Genomic DNA, 26,659 nt, shown 5'->3' with positions numbered 1-26,659 from the left:
TTATGTTCAACTAAGCAAATCAAAAATTATTTTGCTCACTGCTGTTACTGTACCTCTTAGTCACGCAAAGTGCTGTATCAAGAAACTCAAAATACTAATGCGCTTATTCTCAAGTAATTTTCCGCACAACCTACAGGATGTTTGGCAGTAGTGGAGCGGTCAACCCAAGACTCAACTACCGATTTAGTTCTATCTGAATTTCCCAAAGAGTTAGATATCGGTCAAGTTTCTGTCTACGGACTGAGCTTTTTATCCGCTGGTTTATTTCTGTTTTTACCTTTAGTTAACCTACTGCATCCGATCCCTTGGCAGCGGTAGATGGGAAGCATTCACGGCATGGGTGCAGTGTTGGCATTAGTGGTAATGGTTTATACGGGACATTTAACTTTTCCCTGTGGCAGGTTGCCGATAAAATCTTGCCACAAATGGGTACATTAGCTTTTTAGTAAACGCCAGGGAGATGAACAAAATTGTTTGGGTTAGCGTCGGAGCTTTGACTTTTTTATTTATGACTTTTCCCATCGCAATGTGGTACATTAGCCAAAAAGAAAAGTGTCGCGGTTTCCACCTCAAGTCTTTGACAATCGAGCGGCCAAATCCCGCTAATGCTGTTGCTAATGCTGTTGCTAAGGGGGTGGCTCAGCCAGCTATTGCCCGTAGCAGTGCGCTTCCAGCTGCAAATAATTTCAGTTTACCTGTTAACAGCCAAAAAATTTGCCTGACAAGTCTCCAGACGTTGTACATTTCACTAATACGCCTACAGAAATGGCTATTGCGAGTAACCCTACAGATAAGACTGTCCAAGCTGTACCTGTATCAGCAGCCCAGCCGAAAGTTTAGGCGGTAGATGGAACAAATCAGACAGCAGAAATTACGGATCGCGTAAAAATAGATCAGTTAGCTCTAAAACTCTACGATCGCATCGATCGAAGTTGGCAAACTAGCCCTACGTTCAATCAAAATCTAGTGTATCGAGTCACTACAAGTCAAGATGGGGCGATCGGCAATTTCGAGCCACTCAATCAACCAGCCAAGGATTACAGCCAAGAAACTCCTTTGCCAAATCTGCTGAAATCTTCCGAAACTAGCAGCGGTAACAGTGCAGCAGCATTCGTTAAGTTTACTGTAGTGTTTGCTCCTACTGGAACTTTAGAAGTTAACCCGTAACTCACATACAACATCTCTCCGGTAAGGTGCGCCATCAGCACCTTACTTTTCATTTTTAACTTAAATGTGATATTATAAACAGCGCCCTCTAAGGCCTGCTACTTCTAAAACAACAAATGAAAGAACTTGACGAGAAAAAAACCCAGGAACTGCTATGTACCATCATGGAATGGGAACTTGCAGGTGTCGTGCGCTATACCCACTATTCACTAATGGTGACAGGACCAAACCGGATTCCCATCGTGCAGTTTTTTAAAGCACAAGCAACGGAATCCCTAATCCACGCCCAACAAGCAGGAGAAATTCTCACCGGTTTAGAGGGGCATCCTAGTCAGAAAATTGCTCCCATCGAAGAAACCTACAAACACTCGGTGAAAGACTTATTGGAAGAAAGTTTAAATCACGAGAAAAAAGCGCTTAAAAAGTATAAATCTTTACTTGAAGTTGTGACTGACTCCAGCGTTTATTTGGAAGAATATGCCCGCAATCTAATTGGACAGGAAGAATTGCACCAAGTAGAATTGAAAAAAATGCTGCGCGATTATAGTTGATTTAATCATTGGTTATTGGTTATTGGTGAGTTGTTATTTCCAATGACCAATGACCAAGGACCAAAACCCCAGGCCCATGCCCTCTCCCCCATGCCCCATGATTATAAAAAATGAATTTTAGTGAAGCGCTACCGACTTTTGTAATAACCCTGCGCGAAGGCGTAGAAGCCGCCTTAGTCGTCGGAATTGTACTAGCTTGCCTCAAAAAAGCCGAGCAAAGCTACCTCAATTCTTGGGTTTATGCAGGTGTCGCAGCCGGCATTGCTGCTAGCGGTTTTGTGGGTGTTCTATTCAATGGATTGCTGGCAGTATTATCAACCTCCGAGCAGCCTTACGCACCAGTCATTAAACAGCTATTAGAGGGCGTGTTGGGAATTGTGGCGATCGCAATGCTAAGCTGGATGCTAATTTGGATGACTCAGCAAGCCCGCTTTCTCAAAGCAGAAGTTGAAGGAGCCGTTACAGCAGCTTTGACAGAAAATACTAATGCCGGCTGGGGCGTATTTGGCTTAATTTTTATTGCGGTACTGCGCGAAGGTTTTGAAACAGTTATATTTGTCAGTGCTCAGTTTCAACAAGGTTTGAGTCCCGCTTTGGGGGCTTTGGGCGGTTTGACTGGGGCGGCAATCATTGGCGCGCTACTGTTCAAGTGGGGTGTAAAAATTGATATCCGCCTGTTTTTCAAGTTTATGGGGATTTTGTTGCTGTTAATCGTGGCAGGTTTGGCAATATCTGCACTCAAACATTTTGACCAAGCCGCTGGGATTTTGTCCCAGATGAATAGCAAGTATGCAGCGATTTGTGTTTATTACGATCGCCTCGCACCACTCCACTCTTGTATTTTAGGCCCGATGGTGTGGAATGCAGCGGAAATTTTGCCCGATCGGGAATTTCCGGGAGTCGTTCTCAAAGCACTATTTGGATACAGAGATCGACTTTATCTCGTCCAAGCAGCGGCTTACACAATATTCTTAGCCACCATCGGCGGTCTTTATTTCCAAAAATTAGGCTCTAAGGCGACTGTTCCCAACAAAAATACTCAGCCAGCTCGATCGCAAACTCGCCCTCAGTAGGTATGCAAGCGGTTTTTATCCGTTATTTCGCTGATCCCAGGACGATTAGAAAATCAGCCCCACCTGCAAAAAAATCGCCTTAAAATTTTCATGTGACGGGATTGATTATTTGACTTTTATCTGATTCTATTAAACAATAGAATATATTTTGTTTTTTTATAAATACTTATATTGATATTATTTAAATCTAGCGTCAACACCCGAAAGAAGTAAGCACTACCCTTCAAAAAACACTAAACTTTTTTAATAAAAATTAACCTCTTCAAAAAATTAACAGGTAACAGTTAATGGTTAACTGGGTTCTGCAAGACGCGGGCTAGCGTTAGGGGATTCTGTCAAGTCGCAGGCGCACCCTCCAAAAGTTGAGGCTGTTCTTGCCCGTAAAAAATCGGCCCCCAGCAAGATTTTTGGCGAACAGTTTTCTGATATGCGCTCCTAGGGCTTATAATTAGTACAAGAATATTTACAGAGCCCGCAAAGTTCTTAATGAACCTTATAATCCTTAATGAAGCTTAAAATTAAAAAATTGTTCGTTAAAGTTACCTGGAACCCCCAGAAGGCTGTAGGTTCTGCCATTCGGTTAGCGGTGAGATAAATAATGATGCCCCGGATACTTGTTATTGATGATGACGCGGCGATCGCCGAACTTGTAGCCGTCAACCTAGAAATGGCTGGCTACGAAGTCACCCAGGCAGAAGACGGCATCAAAGGTCAGGCACTAGCCATACAACTGCTCCCCGACCTGATTATGCTAGACCTCATGCTGCCTAGAGTAGACGGGTTCACCGTATGTCAGCGTTTGCGGCGTGACGAGCGCACCTCAGACATTCCCGTCTTGATGTTGACAGCATTAAGTCAAACTCAAGACAAAGTAGAAGGCTTCAACTCCGGCGCCGACGACTACCTGACCAAACCATTTGAACTAGAAGAGATGCTAGCCCGAGTGCGAGCTCTACTAAGGCGCACAGACCGCATCCCCCAAGCTGCCAAACACTCCGAAATCCTGAATTACGGCCCCCTGACCCTTGTCCCAGAAAGGTTTGAAGCTGTTTGGTACGATCAGACAGTCAAACTGACCCACCTAGAGTTTGAGTTGCTGCACTGCTTGCTTCAGCGCCACGGTCAGACAGTCTCTCCCAGCGAAATTCTCAAAGAAGTGTGGGGTTACGACCCAGACGACGACATCGAAACTATTCGTGTACACATCAGACACCTGAGAACCAAGATGGAACCCGATCCCCGCCATCCTAGGTACATCAAAACCGTATATGGGGCTGGTTATTGCCTAGAGTTGCCCAACAACGAGCAAGTAGCTGAAGAAACCAAATCTTCTGCTTGAGCTAGCGCGCCAGATGCAGCAAGCAGTTAAAAATACCGCTAGAAAAGCCTGAGAGCATTTGTTCTCAGGCTTTGTTGTTTGGAGTTTGAGATGAATATGTCAACAAGTAGGCATTAACTCTCTTGATTCGGAAAAAAAACAATGCCACACCCCCCTCTAAGCCTACTTTTAGAGAAGCTTGTCCATAGGAAAGTACCGGATTTCTTTTTCCACCTTGTCTTTTCCGAGATGATTGGATAGCTACTTAAACAATACTCTAGCCATAATACTCTTTAATAACATTATTTATCAATAAATTTAGCAGTATTCCTTGAGCTGTTATTTTGGCTAATGAGAGAGCAAACTTTGCTCAAGCGCCAAAAACAGTCATAATCGTGATATGACGATGTTTTTTCCTACTGATTTACATACCTGAACTCAAATCAGTGAAAATCTTTCTCAAATACCCCTTGACGAAACTACTAAAATTGTTGATTATCTATATCAATAACCTGCGATCGCTTAAAACTCCCCTGACATCTTTCTCAAGAGGTAAATAGCCGTGACCAGCATGGCAGAAAAATCCTTCCCAGCCGAAGGAAAATCATTTCCCTGGTGCGTCGGCAACGCCCGCTTAATAAACTTTTCCGGCTGTTTGCTCGGTAGCCACGTCGCCCACGCCGGCCTCATCGTCTTCTGGGCGGGAGCCTATACCCTATTAGAGGTTTTTCGCTTTAACCCAGAATTGCCCATGGACGAACAAGGCTTACTCCTGTTGCCAAACCTAGCCAGACTCGGCTTGGGCGGGGGTGCGGGAGGCAAAATTGCCGATACTGATCGGTACTTCGCCGTTAGGGCGATTCACCTAATCAGCTCAGCCTTTCTAGGCTTCGGTGGCATCTTTCACTCCCTCAAAGGGCCAGCAACCCTCGAAGCAAGAACTTCTTTCTTTGGCTACACATGGGAAGACGCAGACAAAATGACCACCCTCTTGGGCATCCGCCTAGTTTTGCTGGGTGTCGCTACCTTCTTGTTGGTACCCAAAGCATCGATGGTGCAATTCCTATTTTTTACCTACAAACGCTGTTCAGATTTCGGTCAACCTTGAAACAATAACCGCATGACTGTCTTTTTCTAAAATTTATGTATTGCCACTTTGATTATTTTTCTGGAGTCTGTCCGTAACATTGCCAGAAGGAGCGCATCAAATCAAGCGCTGGTATCCAATTGCTTGTTATGAGAATTTTTTTAGTAACGACTACCGCCTCACATTTACAGTGCGCCCGTGCGTTGCTTGTACTAAAGATGCGATCGGTTGCACTGACTTTGACCCTAAGACTTGTTTTACCAATGCTTATCAGCAACATTGCTATAAACTTCACCAAAATTACGCATAAATACCGAAAACTACTTTTTCACTACCACTTTTACCAAGGGGGATAGATGGCTAGCAGATTACCCTTAACTAAAGGGGAAGCCGAGAATTAGATGGATTATCAAGGAAAATACACTTTAGGAGAATCTAAAAAAGAGCGCGAATAAATAACAGATAATCCACTAGAAGCCTCGTTCAAATTTTTTATTTTTTGCGACATGAATTTATACAGTGCTAACTCACTCAAAGTTGAACTAAACCAGAGAGGCTGCCGCCTGACTCCCCAGCGAGAAACTATTTTGAGTGTCTTTCAAAATCTGCCCCAAGGCAATCATTTAAGTGCCGAAGAGTTATACAAGACTTTGCAGAATAAAGGAGAACGAATAGGCTTGTCTACTGTCTACCGAACCCTGCATTTATTAGCAAGAATTGGAATTTTGCGTGAACTAGAATTAGCAGAAGGACACAAACATTACGAACTGAATTTTCCCGAATTGCACCACCACCACCACCTGGTTTGCATTCAGTGTCACAAAACCTTTGAATTTAGCGATGAATCCATTTTAAAAATTGGCAAAAAGCAAGTTGAAAAAGCTGGGGTCGAACTGCTTGACTGTCAATTAACTGTGCGAGCTGTTTGTTTGGAAGCGCTGCGGGAGGGATGGCCTTCTTTGGTGCCGAGTAATTGGTTGTGTCCGAGGTATCATTCAAAAATTGAGGAGGAAATTAGTTGAGTTGGATAAAATACATTTGGGTAATGGGGAATTAGTAATTGGTAATTGGTAATTGGTCACTATTGAATTCAGGTAGGGCAATCGCGTTGCAAGTAATGCTAGCAAAGTGATTCTTAGGAAAGCAATCTCACCCATTGAAAACTCGCCGTCTTTCCCTTCCCCTTAATACCGCTCCAAAGAATGTTAGCGAAGAAATTATTAGGAAAGCAGTCTCACGCATTCAAAACTTGCTGCATTTCCCTTCCCCTTCCGTCAAGCAACCTCAGAATCGCCACGTTGGTGTTCCATCCGAAATATGTTAGCGTACAAACTAGCCACAATCTGTTTGCCTTCCTGCGTCAACTGCAAGTAACCTAGAGATTCGCTGATCTGAGGATAAATGCCACTCCAGTAAAACTTAGAGTAGCTTTGCAGCAAATCACCCGGATGTCGATAGCCCAAAACTTTAGTAGCACCGCTTTCTTCCAACTCATAAAACAGCGCGCCAATTTTCTGCAAATATTGCGGGTTGCTGAGCTGACCTATCAAGTCAGCACCGCGCACTAAACTAGAATAATTACCTGCATCCTCGTCAGTGTTACCGTCAAGCACCGAGAAACGAGTCTGTTCTATGTTCTGCTTAATTATCTCAGCATTAATTAGCTTGTGGTTGCCGAAGCGCTCGTCAATGAACAATTTAGCTCTGTCAACTCGGTAAGGAGCTAAGCTAGCCGCTGTTGCACCGGGAGCCAGTGCAATTCTCATGCCATCTTTTCCCGTAGCATACAATCCTTCTGATTCTTGGTCTTGCCGGCAAACTCCTTTGACATAGCCGATGTCTTGGCACAGCAAAGAAATGATGAAGTGCAGCCAATCTTCGCAGGAAACTCCGCCCTTGCGAATGTGTTTTCCCCGCAAGATTTCTTGCCCGACTAAGCTAATGCAAATGGCGTGTTCTACATTGTGATAAAGAGCGTCGCTGTTGGCGATGTTTTCTAACGCCATTGCCCCCACCCAGGCAATAATGTCAGCATAGTCTGATTTGTAGCCTCCGTAAGTGCGGCTGTACCCGTTCTGAAGTTGTTCGATGAAAGCCTCGATCAGCAGTTCTGTCGAATTAAACATACCCTGTCCTTTTACCTTAATATTTCTTTTTAAGTTAAGAGCGGTGCATCTATATGGGGAACCCTCTAATTTTGAGGAGATTTTAGCTCACAACTCATTCACCCCGCGTGCGTTGTGAGCTGTGGGTGGCAGGTGGGTGGTAATCTCAAAACTCATTGACGCAGCTACGCCTGGTGAGTCACCAAGCAATCTCGCGCCCTGAGTCAAAATTCCCAAGTAACTCAGTCCATCACTGACACCCATCCCCGCCGTACTGCATACAGCAGCCTGCTGACAATTTTTCGCTCCTCTGAACTTTTTAAACTGTGAGAATTAATTGCGTATTGAATTTGCTGGAACACAGTCCGATCGATCTTACCGGATTTCCAAATGTTCAAGTAAAGTTCGGAAATTTTATATTCAGGAATATAAGCTTTGGTTGTCATCTGCTGTCAACTCAATGTATATTTCTTATTATCCGGCAATTTTAGATAACTTTATGTGATGTAGATCGGCTATAGACTGTGATGCGATCGCAGGCAGGAGTTAATGCACTTCTCCTCACAATCGTAATTTGATCGAAAAAGCGCGATATTGCGATCGTCATAAATTTTGCTGACGGCTGTGACAATCATCATAGTTGCGCCTAAATTAGATGTCACATACCATTCTCCCGTTGCGCTCGCCCCTGGACAACTTGCAGCAAGGAAGGAATTTTGATCGCGGGTCGCGCAAATTTCTTGCCAAAGAAACACCCGTCGTGTACAATATAGAGTCTGGTATCCTCACTTACCCATAATTATTTTCATTCATCCCGTCCCCCCAGAGGGGAAGGGACTTTCAGTGCGGATACACCCAAATCACTATATTCAGCAAAAAGCTAGAAATGCCGTAACTCATGCCCACTATTCAGCAACTCATCCGTTCAGCACGGGAACAAACGCAGAAAAAAACCAAATCGCCAGCTCTCAAGAGTTGCCCCCAGCGCCGCGGAGTTTGCACCAGAGTGTACACGACCACCCCGAAAAAACCCAACTCGGCGCTGCGGAAGGTGGCTCGGGTACGGCTGACCTCTGGTTTTGAAGTGACCGCCTACATCCCAGGGATCGGTCACAACTTGCAAGAACACTCGGTAGTAATGATCCGGGGCGGTCGGGTAAAAGATTTGCCCGGAGTTAGATACCACATCATTCGGGGTACATTAGACACCGCTGGGGTGAAAGACCGCAAGCAGGGTCGTTCCAAATACGGGGCCAAGCGTCCTAAAGAGAAAAAATAACACGGAACTCGCCCGATCGTCGGGGTTGGGAAGCAAAAATAAATCCGATCGCGCCGATCAATTGCACCCTCGATCGTCATAAATCGAGATGTGACCCAAAAACCCCAAACTCAATCATTCAAAATCAAAAATCCCAAATAGAACTATGTCTCGCCGCACAGTTATTCAAAAACGTCCAGTTCCACCAGATCCAACCTACAACAGCCGGTTGGTAAGCATGATGGTGAGACGGATCATGCAGCACGGCAAAAAATCCGTTGCCTCCAGCATCGTCTACGACGCCCTCAAAACCATCCAAGAGCGCACAGGGGCTGAACCGTTAGACTTGTTTGAAAAAGCAGTCAAAAACGCGACACCCCTGGTAGAAGTCAAAGCCCGCCGGGTAGGTGGCGCCACCTACCAAGTGCCGATGGAAGTGCGTTCCGATCGCGGTACCACCCTCGCCCTCCGCTGGCTGATCAGATTTGCCCGCGCCCGCACCGGCCGCTCGATGGCAGCCAAGCTAGCCAACGAACTGATGGATGCAGCTAACGAAACAGGCAGTGCTATTCGCAAGCGCGAAGAAACACACCGCATGGCTGAAGCTAATAAGGCTTTTGCTCACTACCGCTACTAACTGCAACATCGGGCATGGAGAAGAGCGCGATCGTGCGGTATAAAAGCATCGGGTGAGAAATTGGAAAGTGTAAGTTTTGAGTGTTGAGATTGCTTCTCTTGGCGCAATTGCGATTCGTGAAGCAAACTCAAAACTCCTAAAATCAAAATTCACGCACTCAAAATTCACGCACTCTCTGAATCCTCCATGTCGCATCCTTAATATTTTTGTAAACAAATTTTGCAAAAAATATTAAAATGTAACAATAAGCTCCAGAGACTTTTGTAAGTCGCTGGGGAGTGCAAAATAGGGTTACTGTGTAGTATAATAGTATTATAACAGCAACACAAGATTAAGGAGGTAGCTGTGGCACGTACCGTCCCGCTAGAAAAAACTCGCAACATCGGCATCGCAGCCCACATCGACGCGGGCAAAACAACAACAACTGAAAGAATTCTGTTCTATTCAGGCATGGTTCACAAAATGGGTGAAGTGCACGAGGGAACAGCAGTCACTGACTGGATGGAGCAAGAGCGGGAGCGGGGAATTACGATTACTGCCGCTGCTATCACCACCAGTTGGAAAGATTACAAAATCAACATCATCGACACTCCCGGACACGTAGACTTCACGATCGAAGTCGAACGCTCGATGCGAGTGCTCGACGGAGTGATCGCAGTGTTTTGCTCGGTAGGGGGAGTGCAGCCGCAATCCGAAACAGTTTGGCGACAAGCCGACAGGTACAAAGTACCGAGGATCGTGTTCGTCAACAAAATGGATCGGATGGGCGCAAACTTCTACAAAGTCTACGGCCAAATTCGCGATCGAATGAGAGCGAACGCTGTACCCATCCAAATCCCGATCGGCAGTGAAGAAAACTTCCGGGGAATTGTAGACTTAGTGCAAATGAAAGCCTATATCTACAACAACGACATGGGAACCGACATCGAGGAAGTAGAAATCCCCGATGAAGTAAAGGATCTAGCCGTAGAATACCGCACCAAGCTGATCGAGTCGGTAGCAGAAACCAGCGACGCCCTGACGGAGAAATACCTCGAAGGCGAAGAGTTAACGGAAGACGAAATCCGCTTGGCCCTGCGTCACGGCACTGTCGAAGGTACGATCGTCCCCATGTTGTGCGGTTCGGCCTTCAAAAACAAAGGCGTTCAGTTGTTGTTGGATGCAGTCATCGACTACCTGCCGTCGCCATTGGAAGTTCCCCCAATTCAAGGACTCCTGCCGAACGGCGACACCGCAGAACGATTTGCAGACGACGGCGCGCCCCTGTCAGCCCTGGCATTCAAAATCATGGCTGATCCCTACGGTCGGCTGACCTTTGTTCGCGTCTACTCCGGTATCCTCAAAAAAGGAACCTACGTCCTGAACTCCACCAAAGACAAAAAAGAGCGGGTTTCTCGCCTAATTGTACTCAAAGCGGACGATCGGATAGAAGTTGAGGAACTGCGAGCCGGAGACTTGGGAGCAGCCTTGGGTTTGAAAGACACCTTCACCGGCGACACCCTCTGCGAAGAAGGAGCGCCAGTGATTCTGGAATCTCTGTTTATTCCAGAGCCAGTCATCTCGGTGGCTGTCGAACCCAAAACCAAACAAGACATGGAGAAGCTCTCCAAAGCCCTCCAGTCACTCTCGGAAGAAGACCCCACCTTCCGAGTCAACGTTGACCCAGAAACCAACCAGACAGTCATCGCCGGCATGGGCGAACTGCACCTGGAAATCCTGGTAGACAGGATGCTGCGGGAATTCAAAGTAGAAGCCAACGTGGGTCAGCCACAAGTAGCCTACCGTGAAACCATTCGCAAATCCGTCCGCGCCGAAGGTAAATTTATCCGCCAAAGTGGCGGTAAAGGTCAGTACGGTCACGTCGTGATCGAACTAGAACCCACCGAAGTCGGAAGCGGGTTTGAATTTGTCTCCAAAATTGTTGGTGGCACTGTACCCAAAGAGTACATCGGCCCGGCAGAACAAGGGATGAAAGAAGCCTGCGAATCAGGTATTGTAGCAGGATATCCCGTGATTGACCTCAAAGCTACTATGGTAGACGGGTCTTTCCACGACGTAGACTCCTCAGAAATGGCATTTAAGATCGCCGGTTCAATGGCGATCAAAGAAGCCGTCATGAAGGCGTCGCCAGTGCTGCTAGAGCCTATGATGAAAGTAGAGGTTGAAGTTCCCGAAGATTACATCGGGAACGTCATCGGAGACCTCAACTCGCGTCGGGGTCAGATCGAAGGTCAAGAGACGGATCAGGGGATAGCCAAAGTTTCTGTAAAAGTTCCACTAGCAGAAATGTTTGGTTACGCCACCGACATCCGCTCGAAAACCCAAGGTCGAGGCATCTTCACAATGGAATTCAGCCATTACGAAGAAGTGCCGCGAAACGTGGCTGAAGCCATTATCGCTAAGAACAAAGGAAACTAATGATTTTAGATTTTAGATTTTGGATTTTGGATTAAATCCAAAGTCTAGAATCTAAAATCTAAAGTCTAAAATCGCTAAAAGAAACAAGGAACAGATCAAGAATGGCACGCGCAAAATTTGAACGGAATAAACCCCACGTAAACATCGGCACGATCGGTCACGTTGACCACGGCAAAACAACTTTGACCGCCGCGATTACGATGACTCTCTCTGCACTAGGCCAAGCAAAGGCTAAGAACTACGCCGACATCGACGCTGCGCCAGAAGAAAAAGCACGGGGTATTACGATTAATACTGCTCACGTGGAATACGAAACCACAGGTCGGCACTATGCCCACGTAGATTGCCCCGGACACGCTGACTATGTGAAAAACATGATCACCGGTGCAGCTCAAATGGATGGCGGCATTCTAGTAGTGTCAGCAGCAGACGGTCCCATGCCTCAAACTCGCGAACACATCCTGCTAGCTAAGCAAGTTGGCGTTCCCAGCTTGGTTGTGTTCTTGAACAAAGAAGACATGGTGGATGATGCTGAACTGTTGGAATTGGTAGAACTGGAAGTTCGCGAACTTTTGAGCTCTTACGATTTTCCGGGCGATGACATCCCCATCGTCACAGGTTCGGGATTGAAAGCTCTCGAAGCGATGCTTGCTAATCCCAAGACTGTCAAGGGCGAAAATGAGTGGGTTGACAAAATTTACAAGCTGATGGAAGAAGTAGATGCTTACATCCCCACCCCAGAACGCGAAGTTGACAAGCCTTTCTTGATGGCAGTTGAAGACGTATTCTCGATTACTGGTCGGGGTACTGTCGCCACAGGCCGGATCGAGCGCGGAACCATCAAAGTCGGCGAAACAGTCGAATTGGTGGGTCTTAAGGACACTCGCAGCACTACAGTGACTGGTGTGGAAATGTTCACCAAGTCTCTGGAAGAAGGTTTGGCCGGCGACAACGTTGGTCTACTGCTGCGGGGGATTTTAAAGGCTGATATTGAACGCGGAATGGTGATTGCCAAGCCGAAAAGCATCATGCCTCACACTCAGTTTGAATCTGAAGTGTACATCCTGAAGAAGGAAGAAGGCGGCCGGCACACGCCCTTTTTCTCTGGATATCGCCCTCAATTCTACGTCCGTACCACTGACGTGACCGGCACGATCGCACAATTCACCGCTGATGACGGTAGTGAAGCAGAAATGGTGATGCCCGGTGACCGGATCAAAATGACTGTTGAGCTGATTCACCCGATCGCGATCGAACAAGGAATGCGCTTCGCTATCCGCGAAGGCGGCCGCACCGTCGGCGCCGGCGTTGTTTCCAAAATCCTTAAGTAGGAATCCCATAACAGCTTAAATAGCAGAAAAGCCACCAAATTTTATCAGGCTTTTCTGCTATTTAGTGATTAGTTATTACTCAGGAGTCTGCTGTTAGCAGTTAGCCCAAAAACAACTGCAAATAGACGACAGACGACAGACAACAGACAATAAACAACAAACTGAACCTCGAAAATTCAAGAAACAAAAATGGCAACAATTCAACAGCAAAAAATTCGCATTCGCCTCAAAGCTTTCGATCGCCGAATTCTAGACGCATCCTGCGAAAAAATTGTAGATACAGCAAATCGGACAGCAGCCACAGCGATCGGCCCAATTCCCCTACCGACAAAACGGCGGATTTACTGCTTGTTGCGATCGCCCCACGTAGACAAAGATTCTCGCGAACACTTTGAAACCCGCACGCACCGCCGCATCATCGACATTCACCAGCCATCGGCCAAAACAATTGACGCTTTGATGAAACTGGATTTGCCCGCCGGCGTAGATATCGAAGTCAAGCTGTAGATTGAGTTATCGAAAACTCGGAAAGAAGGAACAAAGATTAAAGAAATTGTTCCTTCTTTTTGTTGAAATTTTCTTAGTCATGAGTTATTAGGTATTAGTTATTAGTTAATAATTAGCAATAATTTCTGAGCCGGAACGAACTTAAACAATTATTCTTAATTAAGGCGCGACCACTACAAAAACGCTCCTTTAGCAGTCGCTATCATCGCCTTGGGACTCACTTAGTTTAGCAAAAAGGTATATTTAACATTTTGACAAAATAAGGCCTTTGTCAAGCTGCCAGCACCGGATATAGCTCGCCATCGCTTCCGTTGCCACCGAAAAAGCCCGATCGCTCCTGCCCCGGAATTGCCTTTCATCAGTTAAAGTAAGAAAAAGAAGCGCAAGTACCGTCACTTTTGACCGACAATGGCATCCTCTTCCTCTGTAGCAGTTCGCGAACTCCCCTTATTTCCTTTGCCGGAAGTGGTTCTATTTCCAGGTAGACCCCTGCCGCTGCAAATCTTCGAGTTTCGCTATCGAATCATGATGAATACGATTCTGGAGGGCGATCGGCGTTTCGGTGTTCTCATGTGGGACCCCAACCAAAACAAAGTCTCTGCCGTTGGCTGTTGCGCCGAAGTGATTCACTGCCAACGCCTGCCCGACGATCGCATGAAAATTATGACTCTCGGACAGCAGCGGTTCCGAGTGCTAGACGCCGTTCGAGAAAAACCGTATTTAGTCGGTCTAGTAGAATGGATGGAAGACGAACCGCCGCAACAAGACCTCAGACCTTTGGGAAAAGATGTCGAACAACTGCTGAGAGATGTAGTTCGCCTCTCCAGCAAATTGATGGATCAGCCGATCGACCTGCCCGAAGACATTCCCAGTTTGCCTACAGAATTGTCCTACTGGGTAGCCAGCTACCTTTACGGCGCAGCGACAGAACAGCAAACTCTTTTAGAATTGCAAGATACTGCTGCGAGATTGGAACGCGAAACCGAAATTTTGACTTCTACTCGCAATCACTTGGCAGCGAGGACTGTACTTAAAGATACCCTCAAGTAGTTAATTTGCCTAGGAAAAAGCACGATCGGTTTGACCTAAAGTGAAGAAAGAATTACACACAAATCATTCGATTTTCGATTTTTGATTTTCGATTGACTGATGAACTCAGGGCTTGGATCGCGGGCATACAGTTCCATTCTTTTTTGGAACAGGTATCTGTTTAATTCTTAACTTCAAACAGGTTGGGATAGGTTCCTTATAGCAGTAAATGCTTGTGTTAGACAATCACGACCAACCGAAACCATACGATGCAGTTAGAGGCGGTCAACTGCCACCTCCTGTGGGCGGTGTAGTGCTCGGCGGACTAGCAGGAGTTAAACATCGGCTGTCTAGTTCTGTCAGCGAACATCGAATCGCCGCCTTGAGAGAGACATTGAATTACGGCGATGCAGGCTTAAAAATAGTCATCAAGATTTGTCAAAGCGAAACAGGGCCAGTGCAGCGGGCAGCCTGCGATTTGCTTCGACAAAGGCTGAATTCGATCGCCCGCGAAAAATTACAGGCCTTTGTAGCTTCAAGTTCGGATTCACAAGTTAAGGTAGACAGCAAGGTAGACAGCACTGAAAAAATATTAAAGCACTCATCCGGTGCCGTCTCAGAAAAAAATTACGATCGGCAAATGTCCGAAGCACAGTTAATATTTGAGACAATTACGCAGCAGATGCAACCAAATTTGTTGCTGTTAGAAGCACTGGTAGCCTCTGTAGAACGCGAAGAATTTACCAGCGAACTGATGAATCTTTGGGAACTATTAATCTTAGAAATTCAGGAACCTCTCAAAGAACTGCGTCAGGCTGTTGGCAGTGCGATTTCCGCCCAACTGCGGATTCAGTGGCTGTACAATCAAGCTGAATCTCAAGCCAACCAGTGGCAGCAGCGAGCTTTGCTAGCTCTTCAGACACAGGATGAGAATTCAGTCCGCCTCGCCGTGGTTCGCAAGCAGGTTCAATTCGATCAGGCTGCAGAACTAAAAATTGACTTAGACTACCAAACTGTGCGAGTAGAAAATCTCAACCGCAACTTGCTGGCTTTGGAAAGTAAGATTGCTCAAGCTAATTCCAAGAAAGAGATCCTCAAGATGCAGCTTCATTTTGCTAAGGTACAGCAGCAAATAGACTTCACTTTCAGCCAAGTCAATAGTATATTTTTTAGTCCTTAGTTGTCGGATTCTCCGGTTATATATTGCCTGATATCAAACTTGTCTGACGCAAAAATGTATAGCCCCACTTAAAATTGCCTCATCTAGCTTAGCTCCCTCAAGATTAGCACCGCATAAAAATGCGCCGCTCAAATTAGCACCGCTCAAATCAGCTTCTCTCAAATCTGCGCCTTCAAGGTTACTTTCACACAAAAAAGCGCCTTTCAAGTTGGCTCTTCTCAGACTTGAGCCCCGCAGTTTTGCCTCGCTGAGATTTGCTTTTTCGAGGTTTGTATTGTCCAAGCAAGCATCTAAGAGATTCGCTTCCATCAGGTTTGCGGCGTACAAAGATGCTCCGCTCAAATTAACACCAATCATTTTGGTGTCGCTCAAGTTGGCGTTTTCCAAGTTTGCCTCAATCATGTCCGCTCCTGTTAATCGTGCGAAACTTAGATCGGCTCGGCTCAGGTTGGCCCCATTGAGTTTTGTCATCACCAGGCAAGCATTCTTGAGCTTGGCAGCTATTAAGTTTGCCCCCCTTAAGTTTGCCAAAGCAAAATTTATTTCTTTGAGATTCGCGCAGGCTAGATTAATATGAATTAGGAAAGCTTCTCGCAAAGAAGCCTCTTTCAAGTTTGTTTCATGAAAATTTCTTTCTCCGGCTGCGTATCGCTTGAGAAGTTCATCAGCATTCATCTCACCAGCCTCCTAAGCTTGACTTAAAAAGTATACTACATAAAATAAAATTATACTACTGACAGTACATTGTAGCAACCAAAGATTTTTAAAGTTTCTGTGTGATTTTTTAATTCTTCGAGTGCCGATCGAACAAATCCTTGGCAGGCGTTAGCCTCAACGTCCATAAAGAAAATATATTCTCCGAGCGATCTTTTAGTCGGTCTAGATTCAATCCGACTTAAATTAATACCGCGACTGGCAAATACTTGCAAAGGTTTTACCAGTGCTCCGGGCATATTGGCAGGTACGCTAAAAGCTAGTGAGGTATGGGTGCAATTAGACGGTGAAGCATCGAGGATCAACTTAGAAGCAGATTGTGTAATGGATTTAATGGATGAGCGCTCCCCTGATTCTACGTTAGCGATTTCTCCCCCACTCCTGCTGAGTACCCAAAATCGAGTGTAATTATCGGGATAATCATTAATGGGTTGAGCTAACACTGGCAAATGGTAAAGTTCAGCAGCTCTTGGCGAAGATATCGCTGCAACATTTGTATCTTCCAGATATTGCAATGCTTCCGTGGTAGAATTCGCCGGAATTAATTGAGCTGAGGGAATAAACTGCCCCAACCATACCTGACACTGAGCTAACGCTTGCGGGTGAGAGTAAACTTTTTGAATCTCGTTAAAATTTTTGGCATTAGACACCAGGGCGTGGGAAATTGGCAAAACTAAGGCGTGTTGAATGCGGAGTTGATCGAGTCGCCACAGTGTATCTAAGGTGACAGTCACGCTGCCTTCGATCGAATTTTCGACAGGTACAACTGAATAGTCAACCTGCCCTACGGCAGATGCCTCTAGCGCTTGGGAAATGGTGGAATAAGGACACAGGGTGCATTCCAAGTTAGTTTCTTGGCTCAACCAATTGACATAAGCTAGAGCCGCTGTTTCTGCATTTGTACCAACAGGGCCGAGATGTGCGATCCTCTTCGAGGGCTTCGCTAGCGAAATTTTCATTTAGAGGCAATTTTAGGTTACAAATGTTTGCTTTACTCTCATCAACTAGGAAGTATGATGAAAAATTAGCGATGTCCCGAAAGCTTTTATCAGTGATTTCTCCCATGACATTGCTGGGCGCGCGACTTAGTGCGCTACGTATGTCACCTTAAAAAAGGTGATAGTTTATTAAGATATGCTTAGGAATCCTATATTTTGATATTTTCTCATGTATATCCGCTTTAATTCTTCCCAATCCGTTGAGATCGCCGTACCAGACGAACGGGTCCCCATTCAACATTATCTGCGCCAACCGAGGCGACTGGTCAACGCCCTTGTCGATCAAAGTCGCACAGAACAGCTAAGCGATGACTGTTTCCGCCTGAAAATGCGACCGTTACAATTTATGATGCTGAGCATTCAACCCACAGTAGACATGAGGGTGTGGGCTGAGTCGGATGGCACAATCAATTTGGAGTCCGTCGGGTGCGAAATTCGTGGCGTGGGTTATATCAACGATCGCTTTGCTCTCAATCTCAAAGGAAAGCTTTGTGTACACCAAAGCAGCGGGGTAGCATACTTGAAAGGAAAAGCGGATTTGGAAGTGCAAGTAGAATTACCCCCGCCGTTTTGGCTGACGCCCAAACCCATTTTAGAAGCAACGGGGAATGCTTTGCTCAAGAGCGTACTGCTGAGCGTCAAACAGCGGTTGATGTACCAGTTGCTGTCCGATTACCGCCGCTGGGCAACCAGCGAAAGTGAGCTAATATCGCTCGATATCCCCCCAATCTTATCTTTAGAAGGGTGAAATCCTACTAGAGTTAAACTAAATCGCCAAATAGTTTGCCAAACTTGTCCATAATTTACCAAGCAAGGAACTCTAGGTAAGCTTAATAATGTTTGCTATAAAATGAGCGCTAAAATGGAATAACTGGGGATCGGAGCTTTGTTGGAACTAGCCTGCAAGAGATAGCTGCCGGTCACTCAAGATCGGTTTGAGTCAGCCCTGCAAGTTCATCGTCTTCGATGATTCCCACGCCCCCAGGCCAAGCTGTTGACCTGTCTTTTGAAACTTCGTCCTGTTGGCGGAGCTCGCGCTGTGGCGGCTTGATTATTTTGCCCGGTTGATTCGCTGCGCCCACCCGAATCCTGATTTTTGGCCCGGAATTGCCCAAGCGAATTGTCATCCCGTCCACAACTGACACCTGAGCGATCGGTCTATCATCTACATAAGTGCCGTTAGCACCAAAATTAATAATTTCCCAACCATTGGCGTGATTCCACAGCTGTACGTGGTGGCGGGAAACTACAGCGCTGTAAATAATTACATCATTGTCGTTCGATCGACCGATCCGAACCACCGCTTCTGATTCAAAACACCAACTTTGAACTGGGACAGACTGGATAGGATGTAAAAGAGTTAAGGTAATCACTGATGTTTTGACACTCCACCGCCAGACAGAAACGGGGATACTTCCAGAGAGATTTTTTGGGAGAAAACTGCAAAAAATTTGCTTTTTAAAGGCGTCGTCAGTGCGGCACTATTCCCTCTATCTGCCGTAAAAGTCGAACTTTTGCCGGCTTGAGGCATTGCCACCAACTTTTGAGGGTTAGCTTTTGGCGCAGGCGCAAATTTTTGCTGTCCTCGGTAACAACCACACACGATGTTATTAATCGGGTGAACTTCCCAGTGATGGACAGTGGTTAAAACCGCTTGATTAATTTGGTCTGTGAGGAGGCGATTGTGCCGATGGGTGAGCCGCTCAATTCGATCGGCTAAATAATCCTTTTCCCGCTGATGAACCAGAGAATTTAACTCAGACCCGTGCTGGTTGCACCGCTGATTCAAGTTCTCGATCGGGCGACAGTCAACGACCGACGAATCGCTGTTTGAAAAGAAAGAAGTTAACCAATTATTAATCCTGGGGTCTCTAGATAAAATACTTGTTGGTTGTATCAAACAGCCTAGGTCTTTTTGAGTTGCTAACATTTTCCTTATTGATGCGATATCTTTAAAATACAATGCTTTGAGTAGCACTGGAATTTTGAGCGACAACGCATCAATCTCTGATAGCCAAAATACAGATCGACCTTCCTCGCGCGCGCCGCCCCAGAATGTGCTAGGCAATTAGTCGCAGGGCGAGCGGGAAGGCCCAACTTCAGCTCAAATCTGACTCGGGCGGCTCCGGGTTGGGATCGGGCGGGACAGACTCTTGCCTTTGCCGCTTCAACTCTGCAACTTTTTCTTGAGCTACATCCCTGACTTCTAGAGCTTTATCTTGGAATTTTTCCGCCAGACTTTGAGCGCCCCGCTTCACACCTGCCACATTTTTGAGAGTTCTGTCGAAATCTTCATGTAAAAACTCTGCTACCAGACCGACTTTTTTGTGCAGTCCCTCCGCGTACTGCACTGGCTCCGATACAGCAGCTTCAGAGACGATCGCTCGCTTGCTGCCGATAGTCGAAATAGCTGCCACAGGTAACAAGTAAATGTCGTCTAAAACACCGCGCCAGCCGCTCGATTTAAATAGGTAGTGGGTGACTGAACCCGTGCGGACATCAAATAGGTAGTCAACCACTGCACCTGCCTTATTCCCAGCGTCCGTGAGCACCTCAAGGCCGATCGGACAAACAGCTTGTTCCGGCTGATGCAATTCCGGCAGTTCCGGGTTAATGGTGACAAAAACATTTTCCCCCACCGTATCAACTTGCGCCCAAGCGAACCAAGTTTTTTTGCTGCCCAAAAGTCCCGACTTGCAAGTAAAGCCGATCGCCCGCTGGGAGTGAGCATCGAGCCAAACTCGATCTACCCTGCCGACCTCTTCCGCCGTTCTGCGGTCGATCGTGCGTCGGTTGAGCAGTTCGCTGCGCCTAACAATCTGTGGTGATGTACTCATAAATAAACTCCTGAGTGCCGCCTTTGAAAAATGTCGATCGTCCAAAGAAGCCGATTTAATATTCTTCTTCCGAATAATGGCGATTATTATCTGCCTCGGTTAACTCCTCCTCTTCCCTGGAAGTGCCAACTTCTTTTTGGTCGGGAACAGGAATCGTGCTAATGTGCACGCCGCCCGAGGGAGCGTTAATTTCCTTAGCCTCCCTGGGCTTGACGCTAATTTGTCCTAACTGGACTGAGGACTGATTCGGGCCTACGTTGATTTGAATTTTCGGACCTGAGCGAGCCAAGTGAACGATCAGACCGTCCACAATGGGAACCTTAGCAATTGGCTTACCATCGAGGTAAGTGCCGTTGGTACCTAAATTGATCAGTTCCCAAGTTATGCCGCTGCGCCGCAATTCGATGTGGCGACGAGAAACCACAGCGCTAAAAAGAACGACGTGGTTTTCGGTCGAGCGCCCGATCCGGACGACCTGCTCGTCTTCAAAGATCCAACTGCGGACGGGTATAGACTGGAGTGGATGTAGCAAGGTCAGCTTAATCACATTGGCAGCATTGAGTTTTGGTAGAGCGCCTCAAGATGCGATTTTAGATTTTAGACTTTCGATCGCCCAATCCAAACTCGCTCTAAGAGATTTGAAATAAAAACGTAACCAGGTCTCCTTTGCCCAGAGAGATGCGGTCTCCCGGTCGTAACCGATGGCGGTTTCCCTTGGGTAACGGAGTATTGTTGACGTAAGTGCCGTTGGAACTGCCTACATCTTCTAGGTAGCAAGCATCTCCCTCCACCCGGAGATTTGCGTGTACCCGAGAAACTATCTCAGAATTAGCAAATCCCGAAACATCTATATCCGGCGGCACTAAGTCATTTGGCTTGCCTATGTGAACCACAGACAGACTGTGAGGCAATTCCATCGGCGTATTTGTCTGAACGTGTAGCAGCCGCGCCGACTGCTGTTGCAGTTGAGTTTTAGCTACACCTGCCGGCTGTGGACCCGGAACCGGAGGAGAGATATTTACTGGTGTTGCCACCGATTCAGTTGTAACAGGAACCGAGGGCGATGGCGGGGGATCGGGAATCGTCGGAATGCTGGCGGGAGTTTTTTCCAAGTTAAGCCCCTTATTAAGGGTAACTAGAGGTTCCATTGCCATCAGGGGATCGGGTGGGACTAAATCAGGCGCCGGTGACGATACCACTGTGGGGCCTACAGGCGAGGGGGACGGTACTGTCCCCTCAACTTCTGGAACTATGGAACCCGGACGCAAGTTAAAGCCACACTGACCGCAAAATGCTGCATCTGTCTGAACTGCTGCACCGCAGTTCGAGCAACTTGCGGTAACAGGTAAAGGCGTGTAGCAAGCCTCACACTGGCTGGCCCCGTCGGGGTTCTGGTGATTGCAATTGGGACAGACAATCATCGATTTCTCCTTGCTATCGGCCAGATTTTCAAATCAGCCTCATAAAAATACTCGTGTATATGGTCAAATTTTAACTTTAACCGCCACAATTCTTATATTGCTTCGCTAATACTAGCAACTGAGCTGACGCCGTGACGTTAGCTGTGATGGGCAAGATTGAGTTAGTGATAATGCTGACTGTGTTGGCACGCTTGCGGCTCTGTCGGCTATTTTACGGAGGAGCCAGCAGCCGCATCGAGCAGCCACCAAAGCTCGCCTTCTGGTTGAACGAGTCTGGCTGGATAAGTCATTTCGTCGGCTGCTGGGGCAAAAATTTGAGCTAGGGCGGGTTGTTTGCTGGCTCCTGCGACCATGAAGATGACGCACCGGGCCCGGTTGATTAAGGGGACTGTAAAGGTAATACGGGGTTGACCGTCTTTGTTGCCCACAGTTACTAGGGCGTCGCGGACTTCCAAGGCTGCTGTGCCGGGAAATAGAGATGCTGTGTGGGCGTCGTCTCCTATGCCCAATAGAATGATGTCGAAGGCAGGAAACTCGCCCTCGGATACTTTGAAGAACTGCTGCAATTCGGTTTGGTGCGCCGCAGCGTCGGCTGCGGGGTCGCCGGCGCCTGTGGGCATGGGGTGGATGTTGCTGGCGGGGATATTTACTCGATCGAGCCACGCGAGGCGCGCCATTTTTTGATTGCTGTCTGGGTGTTCTGGGGGAACGTAGCGTTCGTCGCCCCAGAAAACGTGAATTTTGTCCCAAGGCAGGTTTTGGGCTGCGATCGCTCTGTAGAGCGGTTCTGGTGTGCTTCCGCCCGCTAAGGCGATCGTACAAAGTCCGCGTTCTGCTATGGCTTGTGAGATTGTCGACAGCACAATTTCCAGCGATCGATCTATTAGTTGTTCCCGATTTGCTAATACTTCAACTACTTTTTTCATTAATTTCCTCTCAACTTTCCTTGGGTGTTGTTCTCAGCAATTGCCAATTTTACCTTGACATTTTGGTTTGAGGTCGATCTGCTGACAGACTCGGCAGACAGGACACCGCATCCCATAATATTTTATCATCTTATGCCCCTTGATTTAAGGCAAGCAAGACATATTTATACCAGTGCTTTATGGATATTTTCACCGATTGCATTGAGCTTTCGCAACTTTCAATCAAAATTTTGATCTTAGTCGGAGCATTTCTGCAGAAAGTAAAAAGCGTTTTTTGGGAGTGCGATCCGTCCCGCACAGCAAAGTCTATAAATATAGCGAGCCGGACGATCGCACACCGACAGTAAAAGTAAAACCGAGATGCTCCCGATCGCGCTTACCCCGGCATAGCAAAAATAATCAAGATTGATGTGGTAGACTAGGAAAAATAGTTTTAAATCCGCACGCTCGGATGAAAGCAAAACTATGTCAATTTTTAAGCGATTTCCTACATCTGTCCGCTATCTAATAGCGCGGTTGCGCCACTGGACCCAACCGGCGGTTTGGGCTCCCTTAGCCGTGCTGTGTGCGGGGGGGTTATTTATCTGGGAGGTCTCTGTAAACCCAGAAAGGTTGAGCATAGATGGCGAAGAAGAAGTAGCCACAAACAATCCAGCTTCGCTATCGGGACTATCTGCTGAAGATACCGCGATTGCGGCTGAAATCGACAGCTCACCAGTGCTAGTCAATCAGTTTAATGGCTCTACTGCTTCTGAACTGAACTTGTTAAATTCATCAGTAGTAAAAAGCCAAGGTTTATTCGAGGAACTTCGAGATCGGGGCTTAGAAACTCCTCAGCCATATTCCGCCCCCAAGCGAGTAGGAAGCAGCGGATTTTTCTCCTTGCCAAATTTAGCAAATCCTGCTGTCGAGACCGGAAACAATAACCCCCAAAATTCCAGCTTGCCAAGTTCCAACGCAACATCAGCATTGAGTTTATCTAGCAGTGGGAGACTGACTTCCGGGATAAAAACGATCGAGCCTGAGTCTGAGGGTACAGCGACAGCAACTTTATCGCAGGCGGCGAGTAATGCTAATTCAGGTAAACAAAAGGAAAATTCTCTGCCTTTGAGTCCGCTGCAAGCAGCTATGAAAAAATACGTCGTTGCTAACACTTCGGCAACGGCGGCTTCGGTTGAGAAAACAGCAGACTCGGCTACATTGCTCGATCGACCGGCTTCCGATCCGGCTGCAGTAAATGCGACAAATTTGCTCCCAACGACCGCTACAGCTCAAAGTAGAGCAAATCCTGTGAATGTTCCCACAGCACTTTCCCCACTTGTGGCTCCGACAAATACTGTGAGCAAGGAATCTCAAGAATTCTTACAACCGACAGCTACAGTCCCTGAACCATTGGCGGGGTTAACTTCCCGATTACCGACCCTCCCCGAAATTAATGCAGGGGCTCCAACGGTGGCTTTGCCAAAAAACCCCTACCAAACTAATTTATCGGGTTCAGGATTTGCACCTGAAGTTCAACCTGTGGCATTTCCAGTAGCCCTACCCTCGCCAACACCTCTACTGCCAAATGTCGCTCCATCTCCCTTTCCAAGTGGGATTGGGGGAAGCAAGATAATTAGCCCTCAATTCTCTCCCAATTCAGCCAATTCTCAATTTCAAACACCTCCACCGAGTCAGCTTAATTTGCCTGATCCACCTAACTTTGGAGTTGTTCCCCAAAATACAAATCAGGGCGTGCAGCCCATTCAACCTCAAACTTTTGCTACACCCCGCTCCCTGGCTCCAGGACGCTACATTGGCGGTGGCGAAATCAATACTTTTTCTAATCCTTAAAATGAAGGCAATTCGGTCATGAAAACGATATTATCAATTCCCAAGACTTAGGCTACGCGGTTCATGACCTTCGACTTCGGTTCTCCTCAGCGTAGTCGAAGGGAAGGGAGCCGAAGGCAGTGGAAGGGCAGTACAAGTTCCGAATTACCCATTCTCAATGTTAGCGGTAAAACTTACCTAGCGGCAGCCCGCACCAACAACAATCCCCCGATTCCCAAGCCAAACATAATCGGCAGCCAAGCCGACAGAATCGGAGTCAAAACAGCTTTCACGCCCATAGAACTGGTCATGAAAGAAAATACGTAGTAAGTGAAAATCACAACTACGCTAATACCAAAACTCGTTCCTCGACCGGAGCGGCGCGGTTGAGTTCCCAAAGCTGCTCCCACTAAACCAAAGACCATGCACACGAAAGGAAAAGCATATTTTTCTTGAATTCGCACCTTTAATTTGCGAATTTGCGGTTCGTCGCCACTGTTTTTAATGATATCCAAACGCTCTAAAGCTTGGGCAATGTTCATTTCCTTGAAATCCCGCACTCTAGCCGCTAAATCTAAGGGCGTGCGGGGGAGCTGCAATTGCTGGTGTTGAAACCTAACTATATTCCGGTAAGAGCCATCAGGAGCTACTATATAAGCGGTTCCGTTGAAAAAATCCCAGGTATTTTCTGAGGGATTCCAAGTAGCTGATTCTGAAGAAACGATTTGATTGAGGCCTGGGGTAGAGCGATCGATAATTGTTAAACCTTTCATTTGCTGGCCGTCAAATTGTTCTGCATAAAAAAAGCGGGCCAGGATTTCGTCGCCGCCTTTTTCGGGTTTGCGAAATTCTGTGTAGATAATATTTCTATCTTGAAATGTCGGTTTTTCTCGCTTCAGGGCTCTGTCTAAAGTCACAGTAGCTCTGTAGCTGGCGGCGGGTACAACTAACTCTTGCAAAGCAAAGGTGAAGCCTGCAACAACCAAACTCATTATCACAGCAGGCAGTATCAATCGGTATACGCTGACTCCGCAACTGCGGAGGGCGATGAGTTCGCTGTCGCTGGACATTCGGCTGTAGGCCATTAAGGTTGCTAGCAGCATCGACATCGGGAAAGCCAATACTACAAAGTAGGGAATTTGCAGGAGAAAAATTTCTATGGCTGCGCTGTAGGGGAGGCCGGATTCTGCTACTCTGCGGACTAATTCAAATAAAGCTCCAACTGTGACGGCGACGGATGTAAAGAGTCCGACGCCAAAGAGAAATGGCCCGATTAGTTCTTTGGTAATGTACCAGTCCATTACTGAAATTCTCGGCAGCCAGTTGATGGGATTCAAAGAATTGGATATTGCTATTTTCATAGTTTGGGCTTTTTGCAGTTTGCTCCTCAATCTAACATCTCAAATCTAAAATTATGGCCATGGGGAATGCCTTCAAAAGACTATCGCACGAAGTTGTCACCTAAGTAATACTGTCGCACTAAAGGGTTGCTGTAGAGTTCTTCTTCCGCCCCGGAGGCTAAAATTTGACCGTCTCGCATGATGTAGGCTCGATCGGTAATTTCGAGGGTTTCTCGGACGTTGTGATCTGTGATGAGGATGCCGATTTTACGATCGCGCAGTTTAGCAATAATGGTTTGAATTTCGTCTACGGCGATTGGATCGACGCCTGCAAACGGTTCGTCTAAAAATAGGAACATGGGCCCGTCTCGCCCTGCGGCTAATGCTCTGGCTAGTTCAGTCCGTCGCCTTTCTCCCCCCGATATTTGAATTCCCAAACTAGATGCTATTTTTTCTAAGCGAAATTCTTGCAATAGGAAATCGACTCGATCGCGCCATTCCCAGCGCGGCACTTGAGTTTGTTCTAGGACTAACAAAATGTTGTCGCGCACGCTCATGTTCCGGAAAATGCTTGCTTCTTGAGCGAGATAGCCAATTCCCAAATGCGCTCGCTGGTGCATCGCCAATTTAGTGATGTCTAAATCGTTTAGCCAAACAGTTCCTTGATTTGGTTTTTCTAATCCGGTTGCTATGTAAAATGTTGTGGTTTTGCCGGCACCGTTGGGGCCGAGCAGTCCTACGATTTCTCCTTGGCTTACCGAAAGATTGACGCGACTGACTACATTGCGTTTTCCGTAAGATTTGTGAATATTTTCGAGTACAATTTTCATTTTCGCCGAGGCAACCTCTACAAGCTAAATTTCAGACTGCGGGTTTGTGCGATCGAGTCTCTAATTTTAATTTTACCTTTTCAATTTTGTTAGTCTTATAAAGACGAAATTTCGCATCTA

The 26,659-nt window shown here is 46.8% G+C and carries 27 protein-coding genes and 1 pseudogene; 15 read left to right on the top strand and 13 right to left on the bottom strand.

Going from position 1 to position 26,659, the window contains the following annotated elements; translation table 11 throughout:
* Positions 1-966 precede the first annotated feature (966 nt).
* The 6 genes and pseudogenes from QUA23_RS11130 (at position 967) to QUA23_RS11105 (ending at position 6,218) form a co-directional block, all read left to right on the top strand.
* Positions 967-1,167, top strand: coding sequence for a hypothetical protein (locus tag QUA23_RS11130; protein WP_333075904.1), 201 nt, complete (start codon positions 967-969; stop codon positions 1,165-1,167).
* Between the two features lie 116 nt (positions 1,168-1,283).
* Entirely contained in the window at positions 1,284-1,718 is a 435-nt protein-coding gene (locus QUA23_RS11125; RefSeq protein ID WP_333075906.1) for a ferritin-like domain-containing protein, read from the top strand.
* A gap of 110 nt (positions 1,719-1,828) precedes the next feature.
* Positions 1,829-2,791, top strand: a complete 963-nt coding sequence (locus tag QUA23_RS11120; RefSeq protein ID WP_333075908.1) for an FTR1 family protein — start codon at positions 1,829-1,831, stop codon at positions 2,789-2,791.
* A 601-nt stretch (positions 2,792-3,392) separates the two neighbouring features.
* Positions 3,393-4,130, top strand: coding sequence for a response regulator transcription factor (locus QUA23_RS11115; protein WP_333072153.1), 738 nt, complete (start codon positions 3,393-3,395; stop codon positions 4,128-4,130).
* 550 nt (positions 4,131-4,680) lie between these two features.
* A pseudogene (locus QUA23_RS11110) lies at positions 4,681-5,184 on the top strand (chlorophyll a/b binding light-harvesting protein); the annotation flags it as partial.
* Between the two features lie 518 nt (positions 5,185-5,702).
* On the top strand, positions 5,703-6,218 hold the full coding sequence (locus QUA23_RS11105; protein ID WP_333075912.1) for a transcriptional repressor: 516 nt from the start codon (positions 5,703-5,705) through the stop codon (positions 6,216-6,218).
* Positions 6,219-6,470: 252 nt separating this feature from the next.
* On the opposite strand, the gene QUA23_RS11100 is transcribed toward QUA23_RS11105, so the two are convergent.
* The 3 genes from QUA23_RS11100 to QUA23_RS11090 form a co-directional block, all read right to left on the bottom strand.
* Positions 6,471-7,322 (bottom strand): Npun_R2479 family HD domain-containing metalloprotein, encoded by an 852-nt coding sequence (locus QUA23_RS11100; RefSeq protein WP_333075913.1) that lies wholly within the window; start codon positions 7,320-7,322, stop codon positions 6,471-6,473.
* 221 nt (positions 7,323-7,543) lie between these two features.
* Positions 7,544-7,747, bottom strand: coding sequence for a hypothetical protein (locus tag QUA23_RS11095; RefSeq protein WP_015174049.1), 204 nt, complete (start codon positions 7,745-7,747; stop codon positions 7,544-7,546).
* Between the two features lie 69 nt (positions 7,748-7,816).
* On the bottom strand, positions 7,817-7,963 hold the full coding sequence (locus tag QUA23_RS11090) for a hypothetical protein (protein ID WP_333075915.1): 147 nt from the start codon (positions 7,961-7,963) through the stop codon (positions 7,817-7,819).
* Positions 7,964-8,199: 236 nt separating this feature from the next.
* Between QUA23_RS11090 and rpsL the strand changes: the two genes are divergently transcribed.
* The 7 genes from rpsL (at position 8,200) to QUA23_RS11055 (ending at position 15,661) form a co-directional block, all read left to right on the top strand.
* Positions 8,200-8,580 (top strand): 30S ribosomal protein S12, encoded by a 381-nt coding sequence (gene rpsL / locus QUA23_RS11085; RefSeq protein WP_006632197.1) that lies wholly within the window; start codon positions 8,200-8,202, stop codon positions 8,578-8,580.
* A 145-nt stretch (positions 8,581-8,725) separates the two neighbouring features.
* A complete protein-coding gene (gene rpsG / locus QUA23_RS11080; RefSeq protein ID WP_006632196.1) occupies positions 8,726-9,196 on the top strand; it encodes a 30S ribosomal protein S7 in 471 nt (156 codons plus the stop codon).
* A 345-nt stretch (positions 9,197-9,541) separates the two neighbouring features.
* Positions 9,542-11,614 (top strand): elongation factor G, encoded by a 2,073-nt coding sequence (fusA, locus tag QUA23_RS11075; RefSeq protein ID WP_333034798.1) that lies wholly within the window; start codon positions 9,542-9,544, stop codon positions 11,612-11,614.
* 101 nt (positions 11,615-11,715) lie between these two features.
* Positions 11,716-12,945 (top strand): elongation factor Tu, encoded by a 1,230-nt coding sequence (tuf, locus tag QUA23_RS11070; RefSeq protein WP_190660866.1) that lies wholly within the window; start codon positions 11,716-11,718, stop codon positions 12,943-12,945.
* Between the two features lie 189 nt (positions 12,946-13,134).
* Positions 13,135-13,452, top strand: a complete 318-nt coding sequence (rpsJ, locus tag QUA23_RS11065) for a 30S ribosomal protein S10 (RefSeq protein ID WP_006632193.1) — start codon at positions 13,135-13,137, stop codon at positions 13,450-13,452.
* A gap of 408 nt (positions 13,453-13,860) precedes the next feature.
* Positions 13,861-14,502 (top strand): LON peptidase substrate-binding domain-containing protein, encoded by a 642-nt coding sequence (locus QUA23_RS11060; protein ID WP_333075917.1) that lies wholly within the window; start codon positions 13,861-13,863, stop codon positions 14,500-14,502.
* 208 nt (positions 14,503-14,710) lie between these two features.
* A complete protein-coding gene (locus tag QUA23_RS11055) occupies positions 14,711-15,661 on the top strand; it encodes a PspA/IM30 family protein (RefSeq protein ID WP_333075918.1) in 951 nt (316 codons plus the stop codon).
* Positions 15,662-15,694: 33 nt separating this feature from the next.
* Here QUA23_RS11055 and QUA23_RS11050 read toward each other — a convergent pair whose 3' ends face one another.
* Complete coding sequence (locus QUA23_RS11050; RefSeq protein WP_333075920.1) at positions 15,695-16,336, bottom strand: pentapeptide repeat-containing protein; 642 nt, start codon at positions 16,334-16,336, stop codon at positions 15,695-15,697.
* Positions 16,337-16,386: 50 nt separating this feature from the next.
* Positions 16,387-17,334 carry a prephenate dehydratase gene (gene pheA / locus QUA23_RS11045; RefSeq protein ID WP_333075921.1) on the bottom strand — a complete coding sequence of 316 codons (948 nt, stop codon included), beginning with the start codon at positions 17,332-17,334 and terminating at the stop codon, positions 16,387-16,389.
* 208 nt (positions 17,335-17,542) lie between these two features.
* Between pheA and QUA23_RS11040 the strand changes: the two genes are divergently transcribed.
* Positions 17,543-18,121, top strand: a complete 579-nt coding sequence (locus tag QUA23_RS11040) for a DUF1997 domain-containing protein (protein ID WP_333075923.1) — start codon at positions 17,543-17,545, stop codon at positions 18,119-18,121.
* A gap of 172 nt (positions 18,122-18,293) precedes the next feature.
* Here QUA23_RS11040 and QUA23_RS11035 read toward each other — a convergent pair whose 3' ends face one another.
* The 6 genes from QUA23_RS11035 to pgl form a co-directional block, all read right to left on the bottom strand.
* Entirely contained in the window at positions 18,294-18,746 is a 453-nt protein-coding gene (locus QUA23_RS11035; RefSeq protein ID WP_333075924.1) for an FHA domain-containing protein, read from the bottom strand.
* On the bottom strand, positions 18,743-19,303 hold the full coding sequence (locus QUA23_RS11030) for a hypothetical protein (RefSeq protein WP_333075926.1): 561 nt from the start codon (positions 19,301-19,303) through the stop codon (positions 18,743-18,745). The genes QUA23_RS11035 and QUA23_RS11030 overlap by 4 nt, the downstream gene beginning before the upstream one ends.
* 169 nt (positions 19,304-19,472) lie before the next feature.
* Positions 19,473-20,210: a PRC-barrel domain-containing protein gene (locus tag QUA23_RS11025; RefSeq protein ID WP_333075927.1), complete on the bottom strand. Its 738-nt coding sequence runs from the start codon at positions 20,208-20,210 to the stop codon at positions 19,473-19,475.
* Between the two features lie 55 nt (positions 20,211-20,265).
* On the bottom strand, positions 20,266-20,757 hold the full coding sequence (locus tag QUA23_RS11020) for an FHA domain-containing protein (protein WP_333034787.1): 492 nt from the start codon (positions 20,755-20,757) through the stop codon (positions 20,266-20,268).
* Between the two features lie 82 nt (positions 20,758-20,839).
* Positions 20,840-21,631: an FHA domain-containing protein gene (locus QUA23_RS11015; RefSeq protein WP_333075928.1), complete on the bottom strand. Its 792-nt coding sequence runs from the start codon at positions 21,629-21,631 to the stop codon at positions 20,840-20,842.
* Between the two features lie 206 nt (positions 21,632-21,837).
* Positions 21,838-22,557, bottom strand: coding sequence for a 6-phosphogluconolactonase (pgl, locus tag QUA23_RS11010; RefSeq protein WP_333075929.1), 720 nt, complete (start codon positions 22,555-22,557; stop codon positions 21,838-21,840).
* 465 nt (positions 22,558-23,022) lie between these two features.
* Between pgl and QUA23_RS11005 the strand changes: the two genes are divergently transcribed.
* Entirely contained in the window at positions 23,023-24,390 is a 1,368-nt protein-coding gene (locus QUA23_RS11005) for a hypothetical protein (protein ID WP_333075931.1), read from the top strand.
* 173 nt (positions 24,391-24,563) lie between these two features.
* On the opposite strand, the gene QUA23_RS11000 is transcribed toward QUA23_RS11005, so the two are convergent.
* The gene (locus QUA23_RS11000; RefSeq protein ID WP_333075932.1) at positions 24,564-25,730 is read right to left on the bottom strand and encodes an LptF/LptG family permease; all 1,167 of its coding nucleotides are present in this window, start codon (positions 25,728-25,730) and stop codon (positions 24,564-24,566) included.
* A gap of 80 nt (positions 25,731-25,810) precedes the next feature.
* On the bottom strand, positions 25,811-26,539 hold the full coding sequence (lptB, locus tag QUA23_RS10995; protein ID WP_333075933.1) for an LPS export ABC transporter ATP-binding protein: 729 nt from the start codon (positions 26,537-26,539) through the stop codon (positions 25,811-25,813).
* Between the last annotated feature and the right edge of the window lie 120 nt (positions 26,540-26,659).

The organism is Microcoleus sp. Pol1C5, from assembly GCF_036701115.1.
In the GTDB taxonomy this organism is placed as follows: domain Bacteria; phylum Cyanobacteriota; class Cyanobacteriia; order Cyanobacteriales; family Microcoleaceae; genus Microcoleus.
Note: the sequence above shows the minus strand (reverse complement) of the source record. Positions and strands in the feature narration are given on the sequence as shown.